This window comes from Paenibacillus sp. NPDC058071, assembly GCF_042885235.1.
Taxonomy (GTDB): Bacteria; Bacillota; Bacilli; order Paenibacillales; family Paenibacillaceae; genus Pristimantibacillus.
The window spans coordinates 25,297-37,256 of the sequence record NZ_JBHVSK010000028.1 but is presented as its reverse complement, the minus strand read 5'-3'; the positions used below and the strand labels follow the sequence as shown (position 1 = coordinate 37,256).

Below are 11,960 nucleotides of genomic sequence, written 5' to 3'. Positions count from 1 at the left end.
AGCATCGAATTCATGGATCACTGGGGTACATGACACCTGTCCAGTATCGCCATGTAGCCCTTAAAAAAGCTGTCTAATTTAATGTTGACAATCCAAGGTAGTGATGAATAATTTTATAAATTTGTTCTAAACACCAAATCTCTTTAGCAATTATCTGATTGTTTTGTGATACCACTTTCTCTTTTAATATATTCAAGAAAATTAAAATCTCTTGATCTAGAATTTCTCCTCGAAAACTATTAAGGTGTTCTTTAATATTATTTATATTCATATTAAATACCTACTTATCTATACGTTTAATAGCTCTTATCGTTGATTCAAATTTATCTGGATCACCTTCATATGATATCTTTTTCGACTTACCTTTTGACTCAATAATTAGTTCAATTTTCACCCTTGTTTCTGAACGACTTCTTTTTATTTTGTCACTCAAATAATTCGTTATTAATCCAGTAACAATTGGAAACACAATACTTGAAAGAATAATTGTGGGTAGTGTAATTAGGTCCGCATGAAGTTCAAGTTCTTGAAAGTTCTCATCTGAAACACAAATATCTAGCACTACATCTGTCTTAGTTGAGGCTTCCTTCATATAATGATAAAACTCTAATGTTTTTTCTGGAAATAAAGGACTACTGTGGTCTCGGAAATCTTTATCATAAGGAATAATAAGAGCATTTGCTTTTTGAATTTCATCCGAATATTCTTTTGGAAAATACGTATTATTATAAATTGTCTCAAAATTTGTTTCTACTTCTTCTATTTCTATTTTCACACTTTCATCACGCTCGTACATTGAGTCTTTCACCCCTTATTCTAATGACTTACTTTCCCACCAGTTCCTCATTTCTATTAATCACTTCTTTATCATCCTTAAAGTCAATCCGCTTAAATCCAAATGATTCTATCTTGCTTCGATCCTTATCCTTTAATCCTGGAACTGCCCATAATAAAGAGTATTTAGGCCTCGTATTTGCGACATAACCGATTCTCTTGGGTTCACCGCCACTTTCAATCCATTGTTTCCAATAACCGCTTCCATTACTTTGACTTGACACAACCATCACACTGTCAAAATCTCTTCCTTTAACAGAATGAATCGTATGAACTGAAGGTAACACCTTATTGTCATTGGAATAAGCACAAGAAATAAGTGTATTCGCAGTTCCTGAGGGGGTGCGGTAAGGAGTCAAATTAAGAAAGTCACGTTCCTTACTATCATACTCTCTCAATGAAGTATATGAACTACGAAAAATATCACTAGAGATTGAGTTAAAAGCGGCATACCAATCTTTATATAGTCGATTAGTGATATTTAATAGTTCTGGATATTTACAACATTCATCTAGAAAATCTTTAATAAAAATTCTCCAACTAAAAACAGAGTCGACATCAGCGGGACAATAAAAGTTTTGTTTAGTTTTTGATCCACCAAAGTGCTTTTGGAGGTATCTACCCGCTAAATCTAATGCATTCAATTGCGATGAAGGCTTATTATCAATCCAATACTGAATAGCATCAATTAATAAATGTTTACTTCCATTGTTAAATGATTCAAGAGCCCATTTTAAAGTTTGTTGACGGACTAAAACTGCTGCTTTATCGATTGGTATATTAGCCTGTTTCAAATAATTCGAGTAGCGCTCCCTTAATGATTCTAACTCCTCGTATTCTAGATAACATACGCTATCATCAAGTAATTTATCTTCTGAACGACCCTTAATATCTGATCCTATATTAAGAATACTATTAACGCTTTCAACTATTCGATGGCAGCTTCTAAAATTATCAGTTAATTTATAGTTTTGAAACGTGGAAATAAATTCTTTTGTGTATGTCGGATCAGCATTCTTAAATTCATAAATAGCTTGATTAAGATCACCTATAAAATGCAAATAAGAACCACATTTCGCAATACTATCAAGTATATTTATCTCGATCCAAGAAAGATCCTGACACTCATCTATAAATATCACTGGATATTTACTTGCTATCAATTTGGATATTTCAGGGCTTTTCATTAGAACCCAGTATGCCATGTAGTTCATATCTTCAAAATTTGCAAATCCGTCTTTCAAAAATTTAGATTTACTTTTTTTAATCTCGTCCTTATAATAATCGAGTTGAAAAAGCCAATCCTTCCCTTTTTCCTTTCTAAGATTTATTACAAATTCTTGGAATTTATCAGAATTATAATAATTCGTCAAACTTATTTGAGAATTTTCTGATAATCGAATAATAAAATCTTTAATTTGAGGATTGAAATATACCTGATTGGCAAAAATCTTCATTTGCTTATTATTACTAATTACTCGTGGAATCGGCAAGACATAGTTACTTAACCAATGGTTGTTGAATATCTCAATATCTTTATCAATTAACTTATATGTCGTGTCAATATCTTTCAATTTATGATTAAAAAATTTATATCCGAATTTCTGAGAAATCATACCATGTATAAAGCCAGTTAGCGTTCCTATGTAGTGAGGGTACAATGAAGAAGCTCCCGTAAACTGTTCTACACGCTGGGTTATTGTATCGGTGGCTTCATTGGTAAAAGTAAGTACAGCTAAACCATTGTTTTTTCCACTCCACCGACTAATTTCGTAAGCAGTTTTCATACCAACAACCTCTGTTTTCCCACTACCTGCACATGCCTCAAGAAAAATATTTTCATTAATAGGTGAAAGCACATACTCTAGCTGCTGCTTGGTTTTCTCTACAACTTTACAAGAAATAAATGAATAATATGTATCAGATGACTGTTTACTAGTTAATGATTTAAAAATCATTTGCTCCATATCTTTTTTATTCATCTATTTCGACTCCTCCACAAGACCAGAGAATTGCTCTACTAATGTAATTTGGAACTTTAAAAAGATCACTTATTTTAATTAACTTATCTAAATCTTCAAGATCATTGTTATTTTCAATATTTCTCATCTCTGTTTCAAGATAATACGTTAACTCTTGTGCATAAATTCCTTTGCCCAATTCTTTACTCTCAATATGTTCAAAAATATATTTAGCATCCTCAACTTGGGCATTATCATCTGCATACTCATCTTTACTATCAACTATGACCTTACACGTACTACTCACACTCCCTTTATCAGAGGGCCAGGCATTCTGAAGAACTTTAGCCATTACAGAAATATTTCCTTCCATGAGCAAGTCATATTCAAATGTTTTAAGTGGTGAAACAAATAATCTTCCCCACTTACTTGACTCAATTTCAGATATCAAGGTTATTGCGCTGTTCTCACCTAATGGGGTATCGCTTCTTTTGGGATATACTTCAACTTTTTTAGTTACTGACTTTCCGTCCTTGTCATCAACGATAATTTCTTCTTTTGGTGGATCATTATCTGTTATTCCAGAACAATAAATAGGTAAATGTTCTTCTCCAACAGAAGAATCACAATTAGCAAACAATTTTAGGAAATGTTTAAAATTAATCCCGCTTATATTAATTGTAGAGATACCGGCTTCTTCCAATGAATTAGGTAACATAGACTTTGCACTACTTAAAGCATTCTTATTGTATTTTGCCAAAACAATTTTAGCAAAAGAAGGGATAATCATAGCCTCACTAATTCCCTCTACAAGTATAACTCCTTTAGAAAATAACAAAGTAGACTTCGTTACATCCATCCAGCGATTTATATACCTTCTACTATTACCCAGATCAATATTTTTCACTGAAATCGTGTCAATCTTCCCTTCTTGTTGTGTAACATGAATTAAACGATCGATATCAATAGATGATGCAAGAACTGGCGAATGTGTAGTTACAATAACTTGTAAATTCTCACTCTTTTCCGTAATTTCTTCAAGATGCTTTATAAATTTTATTTGTAATTGGGGATGTAAGTGTGCTTCAGGCTCTTCAATAAGTAAAACAGTCATCATGTTATTCTCTTTTAATAATTCTAATTCAGCAAACACCGTAGCTATGTATAACAAATTATTGTATCCTAAGCTGTTAGTCGCTATATCCCTAAACTTCTCAGGATCTTTTTGCTTAATACCCGGAAAAAAAACCATCTTTATGCTCTCAACAATTTTGTTAAAAGTAGACTCCGAAAATTGTAGATTAATGGTTTGTCCAAAACGTTGCCCTAAAGTCTCTTCAAGTTTCATATTAATATTAGATTTAGCTACTTCTATCTGGTTATATTTACTTTCAACATTATTCGTAATTTGCTTATTAAAATCTTCTACGCTTTTTACTAACTCGTCCTTTTCATCGCCATATTGCTTTCTTAATAACTGAGCTAGTCTTGATTTTTTTCCATTAACAAGTTTCTCCTCAGCATCACGAAGTGGAGGTAGATAAATACAGTCTATGCAATCAAATGTTTCCTCCTCAAAAGCACTTGATTTAGAAGATCCACCCCAGACATCTTTTTTATAGTAACCTTTTCTATTAGGATTTGAACTTACTTCCAAATGCAATTGTGCTTTGAATTCTGCATCGCACCATGTTAGAAATGTAACTTTTTCGTCTGGGCTCAGAGAATCAAACGTTAGATCAATTCTCATTTCAGGAGCTAAATACTTTTTATCCAATGACCTATAAAAATCATCCTCGCTAATGTTCATATATGAAAATTCATGCTCCTTTAGGGCTAGTCTTAGAGCATTAATGATTGTAGTTTTTCCTGATCCATTTTCACCTACTAAGACATTAAGTCCCTTATTCAGCATCAACATAGACTTTTCTCTAGAATTCTTGTATCCAGTTATTTTCAGAGTAGATATATACATTTGATTCCCTCCCAACAAACTTTTGTGTGTTTCTCAAAGCCTTCCTAATCTATTTGTCTAGTAAAATCATTCTATAGAATGATTCGAAAGTCCTGCCAAATCCTCCACTTTTTTGACAAAATCCTCTAGGACTCATCAAAATATACACACTTTCTTAGCTACCAATCGTATGCCATGTTCTGAATGAATATGGCTCTTTGTTATTTATCTACAAAGGAGTGGATCAACATGAAGTTCTCTTATCTCATTCACGGGATAAGCATTCTGCTCTTCCACTCTCCAAGAGGCCCGCCCTTTGGACTCTTGGGAGTGGTGTAAAGGCAGGAATAGCAAAATGTCATTTTGCAAAAAAACAACGTGAAAGCAGAGCTTTCACCGACATTTTTTAGAATTTATTCCGATAATCGAATGTCGCTAATAAACGCTGTTCTAAGGAAGGAGATGCCACTGGCAAATAGAGAAAAGACTGAACAGATTACCGTCAAACTGCCCAAGTCGCAGTATGAAGCGCTCAAGAAGTATGCTGCTTCAAAGCATCTGAGTATGGCTGATGTGGTACGCGCCTTTATTCAGAAGGGGATGTCCGTCGAAGCTTACACCGCAGAAATCGACTTTATCACAGCAATTATCCGTCAAGAAATCAGTATTGCAATCAATGGCCTAAGCAACCGGTTAGCCGGGCTCGCTAGCAAGGATCTCATCATATCTGCCGCGGCGTATTATTCTACGATTGCGATTATTGCTGATCTCATTGACACGCATCGTTATACAACCTTTCGAGAAATTGAGCGAAAAGCTAGGCAACTGGCTGTTGAGTACACCCAGATGAAATTAAGCGATGCAGAGAAGTTGTTCCTCTCTAGCGATGCCTTCGATCAAAATCTGGAACGGCTACGTGTAGGTGAAACTGATGTCAGCACTGATTTATAAGCAACGCTTTTTTCATCCAAATCATCCTAAAACGGCTGTCAGCAACTATGCGCATATTGGTTACATTGCCACTCGCCCCGGTGCTGTTAAAAACCCTGACAAAAGTCATGGATTGTTTGGAAAGCTGGAGCCTGGCTCTTTGCAAGTATTTGATTCCTGGCAAGAAGTGGCGCGTACTGCCCGCCAAATTTCACGAGAAGGCAAAAACATGTATCGTAGTGTCATATCTCTTCGGACTGAGACAGCACTTGAGCTTGGCCTATCTGAGTTCACCGATTGGCAGCAGTTTATTGAAGAGCATATTTCCACGCTATCCTCCCAAAACCAGATTAAGATTGAAAATCTCTGCTGGACAGCCGCTTTCCATAATGAGCGCGACCATCCTCATCTTCATGTCGTGTTCTGGGACAAGTCGCAAACCATTATGAAGAACTTTACACACCCCGAAATTCCTAACCGCATTCGCAAGCAGCTTATCAAAGACACCTTCGCTTATAAAATCCAGCAATTTTGCGCACTTCGTGACAAATCCAAATCTGGCATCACAGAAGTAACGGATCACATCTTGAACGATTTTGAAGTTTACCTCAAGCAGCTGAATCCTAAATCATTTCGGTCTTTCCAGCATCGTTTTGAGCATGAAGACGAAGATTCCCTTCTTCGTTTCCCCAAGCATCATCTTATCGAAAAATCCTCTGTAAAGAATTTAGCCAATCAATTATTTAAACTACGCCATCAACTACCCAAAACCGGCAGATTAGCTTATCAATTGTTGCCACAGGAAGCCAAATCACATCTTGATGGGTTAGTCCAAAAAATTCATCCGCGAAAATCGTTATCTGGCTGAACTGGTCAAAGATTACTTGGAAGCCAAACTGGAACTTGCTAGCCTCTATACCTCGGACCCAGATCGCTTGGAGACGCTGAGAAACAACTACCAATCAGAGGCTGAAAAGCGCATTGCAAATCGTATCCTCTCTACAATTCGCACAATTATCAAGCAGGAGCAAGAGAATGGTACAGCTATCCGACAAGCAGAACGTCAATATGCACTGACTGAACAATTACTGGTTGAGTTGCTGACTATGATGGAAGGACTTTCGATGCGTACCCGAATGGATGTGGATGACAAAATGAGCGTGATGGGTGGTGAGCTATCCATACAAGCCAAGAAGGAATGGATGCTGAAGCATAAAGACCGTGGTTTAGAAAGATACTCAACATTCTGTTCGCAAGTCTGTGAATAAATTATTTATTACCTCAGAAACATTGTGAATATTCAAATCGAAAGGAGCACTTCGATGTATTTACAAATAAAATCACATAAAAAAGGTTCATTAGATATAATATCTAATGAACCTTTTTCCAATTTACATAATACCGGCGAGAGGACTCGAACCTCCACGGTTTCCCTCTCGATTTTGAGTCGCACATGCTATTCGGAAGATAAGGCCAAGAAGACATTAAAAACCCGCAAAACCCTTGTAAATCAAGGTTTTTGCGGGTTTTTATGTTTTTCCCAAGCCCCCGTAAGGGTTCGTATCAATAATTGAAAAGAAGCCATTTTTAGATGACGGATAGAACTCGGAAAATAACCTGCAATCTAGTTTTCTTCTTATCTAATGAAGGAAAAAAACTGCTGTTCGATTTCGACCTATTTAGTCATATTTACATTGCTTACGTTCAAGAGGCTTGAGTTGCATACAATCGCGCATAAATGCCGCCGCTACGCAGCAATTCCTCATGCGTACCCATCTCGGCAATCTCTGTGCCATCCAGTACGACGATCTGATCGGCATGACGGATCGTCGATAGCCGATGAGCAATCACCAGTGTGGTGCGTTCCTTGGATATTTCGTCCAGCGCCTGCTGGATTTCTTGCTCGGTCTTGGTATCAAGCGCCGATGTCGCTTCATCCAGAATGAGGATCGGTGCATTGCGCAGAATCGCCCGTGCTATCGAGAGCCGCTGTTTCTGCCCTCCGGACAGACGCACACCGCGTTCACCAATCACCGTATCGTAGCCTTGCTCCATCTGTGCTATAAAATCATGCGCTTTAGCCGCTTTCGCTGCGGCTATCACATCTTTCTGGGTCGTATCCTTCCATCCATAAGCGATATTGTCATACACCGAGCCATCAAACAGGAAGGTATCCTGCAGCACCATCGAGATATTGTCACGCAGGCTGGAGAGCGTCACATCACGAATATCGATGCCATCCACTCGAATCGAACCGGCTAGCGGGTCGTAGAATCGGTTAACGAGACTAGCCAATGTCGTCTTCCCTACGCCGGTTGTGCCTACAAGCGCCACCGTCTTTCCAGGTTCAATAGTTAGGTTCAGTCTTTCTAGTACAGGCGTACCATCTTGATAAGCGAATGTGACATGTTGAAAGGAAATCTGTCCTTGTACACGTGGCAAACTGACTGCGTTTCGCTTCTCCTGTACGTCTTCCTCTTCTTCCAGCACATCATATACCCGTTTAAGGCCAGCAGCGGCTCGCCCGGCCATTTCCACCAAACCGGAAAAGGACTTTACCGGTTGATAAAACATACCCAGGTAGGCGATGAATCCGACGATATCAGCAATGCTTACCTCGTTAGTTGCGATCAATCTGCCGCCCAGTATCACGACTAACACGGTACCCAGCGCGGTCACAAATGCCAACAACGGCACAGAGGTTTCATAGAACAGACTGGCGCGCAAATAGGTCTTCGTATGCTTCATCGCCAGACTAGAAACGTTGCCCCGCTCCTCCTCCTGCCGATTGAAAATTTGAATTTCCTTCATACCCGACAAGTTTTCCTGCACCTTGCCAGCGACTTCTCCCCGTGCCTTGGAATTCTCATCCCACAGCGGCGACAACCGCTTGCTTTGCCATATCGTGATCGCAAGCAGCAACGGAATCGTGATCAGACTGATCAGTGCCAGCTTCACATTGATCGTCAAGAGCAAGATGCCTACTCCGATAAAGGTCAGTACGTTGATGATAAAGTCAGGAATGACATGGGCAATGAAAATCTCCGCTTCCATCGCATCATTCACAACGCGCCCGGTCAAGTCACCCGTCCGGCTGCGGTGGAAATAGCGCAAACTCATCTGCTGATATTTGCTATACAATTTTGTACGTAAATCAGCCACATAGTGAAGTGCGGCATAATGATTCATATAGCCTGCCAATGATGTTCCGATAGCTTGCAGACAGGTGGCTCCAAGCAGCAACAAACCAATCGTCAGCGCTTCTGCGGCAAACTGACTGCTGCCTTCGGTCGCTAATTGTGTCAACGAGCGGAGCGCCCATGGCAAATAAAATCCGGCAATCGTGGCCATCACGACACCGGCAAATCCAATACCTAACTGCAACCAATATTTCCGTGCGCCCAGTAGGACACGCCATGCTATTTTCATGTGGCAATCGCCTCTCTCTGTTCCTTAGTTTTTGAGAATCCTTGATTCTCCCCTTTTTCTCTGTGCTTATCACGCAATAGCTCGTAACCGATAGGGCCCATGCGACTACTTGCTTATCCTCTTTGAAGAGCTTTCCGAAGCCCCGCTGATGAGGAAAACGTCCATAAGTGACCAATTGACCGACCGTCAAACCGCTCGGTGCGGTCGGCGTCTGCGGCAGAATCGCCATCTGTTTGGCCACTTCCTTAGTGGCCAGTGTTTGAATATCGGCACCATTCAGATAAACTGTGCCATGCTTCGTCTTAAGCAGCCTACCGACTGCCCTTAGTACGGTTGATTTACCGCATCCATTGGGACCAATAATCGAGGTAATCTGTCCACTGCGGAATCTGCAAATCCAGTTCTTTTACGATAAGCGTGTCATTATAGGCAATATCGATTTGTTGCGCTGTAATACTTTCCATGGCGTCCTCCTATTTGGCCTTCGCTAGTAAATAAAGAAAATACGGAACACTGATGACTGTAATAACGATTCCCGTCGGCACATCTCCCACCAGGCTAACCGTGCGCGTAATCGTATCAGCCAGCACCACGACTAATTCCCCAGGCCAGGCTGGCAGCCGGAACGAGCAATTTGTGATCGGGACCGACCAGTTTTCTTGCCAAATGCGGAGCGATCAAGCCTACAAAGAAGAAGCTTCCACCCACGGCCACACTGCCAGAGGATATAGCAACAGCAGCGATTGACAACCCTAAAAACTGCCGCTTTACAGAAAGCCCCAGCCCTTCTGCCGTCTGATTGCCCAGATGGAGGGTGTTCAGCATGCGAGCCTTGTAGAAATATAGCCGAGTAAAATCAAGACCCATGGTGCTAGGACAGATATATAGCGCCAATCATCGCCCCACAATTAATGTACTGATCGAACCTGTCCAAATACGGCCATCGTATCGATCATCTCCGGTGTAAATACCTGGCTTGTTTCTGCTTCTTCCTGCATCTATCCACTCTCACTTTTCTCCAATTTATTTATCACTCATGAATTGATTTTGATTATCAATATCACAATTCATGAGGTAAGTATATCATCATTAAGTGACATTGGGGAGCAGGCAACGGACAGTTATGCTTTTTATCACGTAAAAAAAAGCTCACCAGATAAAAATATCTGATGAACCGTTGAATGAATTCGTTGTTCATGCCCTACTAACTTCTAGACTGTAGAGAAACCCCACGTCCTCCATCATAAACGTGGGGTTTCTCTTTTGCTTTGCAGGGGACTGTTTAGCAACCGCGAAGCTTTGCTCTATCGTTTCTTTTCTTCTCTCTCCCCCCGCCATTACCAGCCTGCTGATCGAGTGCACCTAGTCAGGACTGCTTGCCGGCGTGTTGGCTGATAGACGATAAAGCGCGCTCCTCAACCGCACGGATGAATCAGCCGACTGGTCGTGACAAGCTTTGGGCGCTATCGCGTCGCTTTTCACGGCGGAGGATGATCGGAACCGTGATCGCTGCAGCGATCGCTAACAACGGAGCTAGTGCACCTGCGATGGGAAACGACGACGAGCCATTCGTAGAGAAGATGCTAAAGTCCCAGAGCCCGTGCAGGAACATGGCGGGCACGAGCGATCCGGTAGACCGCCGGGCAAGATAGAAGATAGAACCGAGGCCGAAAGCGATCATTATCTGGATCAAGGCACCCGCCCCGATGCCCAGGAAGATGTTCGGCAGGTGGAAGACTGCGAACATCGCTGTTGAGACCAGCCAGACCCCGGTTTCGCCGAATCGGCTGCGCAGAGCGACTATCAACTGACCTCGGTTGATCATCTCCTCATTGAATCCGACCAGGATGCTGCCGACGAAGATATACAGCCACATGAGGGGCGTGAAACGAGTGAAATCGCCGATCAGCATGTTCACGATCGCGATGACCATCATGATGATCGGGAGAGTCATCGTCCATCGAGAAAGACGCCGCCTTTCAACCAGGCTGGGACGCCACCATCCGTAGAGCGTGACCATTGTGACGGTCAGCAGGGCACCGCCGGACAGCGGTGCTACATACCAGAGCAGAAGGGTCTGCTCACTCTCGCCCACTCGCGTGTAGTCGACGCCGTTGAACACGAAGATCGCGTAGAAAACTGCGCTGTAGAGGAAATATGCGAGTACAGCCCATCGTACTCGGGGACGAACTCGAAGGGCGGGATTCAAAGATTCTTGCAGCGTGTCCCTATTGATTGACATCATAAACACTCCCACTATAAATTAATATTTTCTTTCATTTTCTCTTGTTTTTTTAAGCTTTTAACATCGACTACTTTAAGAGTTAGAGATATCATGTTGTACTAAGCAATGATGCCGCTAAGTTTTTTCATTTGTACATAAACTCCTCTCGCGAAATGATAAAATGATTAGATAGAAATTCGTAATTGACATCACCATCGATAATGGCATTGGCTCCCATTTGCTAAGCTTCCTGTGTCATTTCTCTAAAGACTACGTCTCTTGCCTCTCTTAGCTTGGCTTCATAGGCTTTCGAACACCCGCCGACAAGATTAGTAAATGAAGCAAGAATATCTCTTCCGACACTAGCAGCCATAATCTCTGTGCTAATTTTATTCAACCATTAAGCGCAACAACAGTCTCATTGAGTTGACTAACGCGAAAAGAAAGTAGCACTTCATTAGCAGAGAATGATACAGGAATCCAACGGAAGCTGCGGTGACGAGGAACATATTTGAATCGCTTCCTCATTTACAATTCTAGTAGCCCAATTTGAACAGAAGCTAAACAAATGGATGAACACCAGTTAAATTTTTGCTGCTGCCGTTTAGGTTCTGTTCAAGTAATTATG

The 11,960-nt window shown here is 40.8% G+C and carries 12 protein-coding genes and 1 pseudogene; 3 read left to right on the top strand and 10 right to left on the bottom strand.

Annotated elements, in window-relative coordinates; genetic code table 11:
* Positions 1–280: 280 nt before the first annotated feature.
* From ACFVTB_RS27190 to ACFVTB_RS27180, 3 genes are read right to left on the bottom strand one after another with little or no spacing between them, the layout of a single operon-like run.
* Positions 281–796, bottom strand: a complete 516-nt coding sequence (locus ACFVTB_RS27190) for a hypothetical protein (protein ID WP_387756459.1) — start codon at positions 794–796, stop codon at positions 281–283.
* 28 nt (positions 797–824) lie between these two features.
* Positions 825–2,816: a UvrD-helicase domain-containing protein gene (locus ACFVTB_RS27185; RefSeq protein ID WP_387756457.1), complete on the bottom strand. Its 1,992-nt coding sequence runs from the start codon at positions 2,814–2,816 to the stop codon at positions 825–827.
* Positions 2,809–4,770 carry an ATP-dependent nuclease gene (locus ACFVTB_RS27180; protein ID WP_387756455.1) on the bottom strand — a complete coding sequence of 654 codons (1,962 nt, stop codon included), beginning with the start codon at positions 4,768–4,770 and terminating at the stop codon, positions 2,809–2,811. Before ACFVTB_RS27180 ends, ACFVTB_RS27185 begins: the two co-directional genes overlap by 8 nt.
* 342 nt (positions 4,771–5,112) lie before the next feature.
* On the opposite strand from ACFVTB_RS27180, the gene ACFVTB_RS27175 reads away from it, so the two are divergent.
* The 3 genes from ACFVTB_RS27175 to ACFVTB_RS27165 are packed head-to-tail and all read left to right on the top strand — an operon-like array spanning position 5,113 to position 6,947.
* On the top strand, positions 5,113–5,700 hold the full coding sequence (locus tag ACFVTB_RS27175; RefSeq protein WP_387756453.1) for a hypothetical protein: 588 nt from the start codon (positions 5,113–5,115) through the stop codon (positions 5,698–5,700).
* A complete protein-coding gene (mobP3, locus tag ACFVTB_RS27170) occupies positions 5,681–6,547 on the top strand; it encodes a MobP3 family relaxase (RefSeq protein WP_387756452.1) in 867 nt (288 codons plus the stop codon). The genes ACFVTB_RS27175 and mobP3 overlap by 20 nt, the downstream gene beginning before the upstream one ends.
* Positions 6,548–6,563: 16 nt before the next feature.
* Positions 6,564–6,947 carry a hypothetical protein gene (locus tag ACFVTB_RS27165; RefSeq protein ID WP_387756450.1) on the top strand — a complete coding sequence of 128 codons (384 nt, stop codon included), beginning with the start codon at positions 6,564–6,566 and terminating at the stop codon, positions 6,945–6,947.
* Between the two features lie 436 nt (positions 6,948–7,383).
* Here the strand turns inward: ACFVTB_RS27165 and ACFVTB_RS27160 are convergent, their stop codons facing one another.
* From ACFVTB_RS27160 to ACFVTB_RS27130, 7 genes and pseudogenes are all read right to left on the bottom strand, one after another.
* Entirely contained in the window at positions 7,384–9,063 is a 1,680-nt protein-coding gene (locus ACFVTB_RS27160) for an ABC transporter ATP-binding protein (RefSeq protein WP_387756448.1), read from the bottom strand.
* 223 nt (positions 9,064–9,286) lie between these two features.
* Positions 9,287–9,469, bottom strand: a pseudogene (locus ACFVTB_RS27155) (ATP-binding cassette domain-containing protein); the annotation flags it as partial.
* Positions 9,447–9,572: a hypothetical protein gene (locus tag ACFVTB_RS27150; protein ID WP_387756446.1), complete on the bottom strand. Its 126-nt coding sequence runs from the start codon at positions 9,570–9,572 to the stop codon at positions 9,447–9,449. The gene ACFVTB_RS27150 and the pseudogene ACFVTB_RS27155, both read right to left, overlap by 23 nt.
* Positions 9,573–9,581: 9 nt before the next feature.
* Positions 9,582–9,701, bottom strand: coding sequence for an iron chelate uptake ABC transporter family permease subunit (locus ACFVTB_RS27145; RefSeq protein ID WP_387756444.1), 120 nt, complete (start codon positions 9,699–9,701; stop codon positions 9,582–9,584).
* Positions 9,688–10,002 (bottom strand): iron chelate uptake ABC transporter family permease subunit, encoded by a 315-nt coding sequence (locus ACFVTB_RS27140; protein WP_387756442.1) that lies wholly within the window; start codon positions 10,000–10,002, stop codon positions 9,688–9,690. The genes ACFVTB_RS27145 and ACFVTB_RS27140 overlap by 14 nt, the downstream gene beginning before the upstream one ends.
* Positions 10,003–10,540: 538 nt before the next feature.
* Entirely contained in the window at positions 10,541–11,353 is an 813-nt protein-coding gene (locus ACFVTB_RS27135) for a CPBP family intramembrane glutamic endopeptidase (RefSeq protein WP_387756440.1), read from the bottom strand.
* Between the two features lie 220 nt (positions 11,354–11,573).
* Positions 11,574–11,705, bottom strand: coding sequence for a heavy metal-binding domain-containing protein (locus ACFVTB_RS27130; protein ID WP_387756467.1), 132 nt, complete (start codon positions 11,703–11,705; stop codon positions 11,574–11,576).
* Positions 11,706–11,960: the final 255 nt, after the last annotated feature.

Excerpts from the sequence above, each read along its gene's own strand:
- ACFVTB_RS27135 (WP_387756440.1), bottom strand. The coding sequence starts at position 11,353 with ATGATGTCAATCAATAGGGACACGCTGCAAGAATCTTTGAATCCCGCC.
- ACFVTB_RS27190 (WP_387756459.1), bottom strand. The coding sequence starts at position 796 with ATGTACGAGCGTGATGAAAGTGTGAAAATAGAAATAGAAGAAGTAGAA.
- ACFVTB_RS27185 (WP_387756457.1), bottom strand. The coding sequence starts at position 2,816 with ATGAATAAAAAAGATATGGAGCAAATGATTTTTAAATCATTAACTAGT.
- ACFVTB_RS27180 (WP_387756455.1), bottom strand. The coding sequence starts at position 4,770 with ATGTATATATCTACTCTGAAAATAACTGGATACAAGAATTCTAGAGAA.
- ACFVTB_RS27150 (WP_387756446.1), bottom strand. The coding sequence starts at position 9,572 with ATGGAAAGTATTACAGCGCAACAAATCGATATTGCCTATAATGACACG.
- mobP3 (WP_387756452.1), top strand. The coding sequence starts at position 5,681 with ATGTCAGCACTGATTTATAAGCAACGCTTTTTTCATCCAAATCATCCT.
- ACFVTB_RS27130 (WP_387756467.1), bottom strand. The coding sequence starts at position 11,705 with ATGGCTGCTAGTGTCGGAAGAGATATTCTTGCTTCATTTACTAATCTT.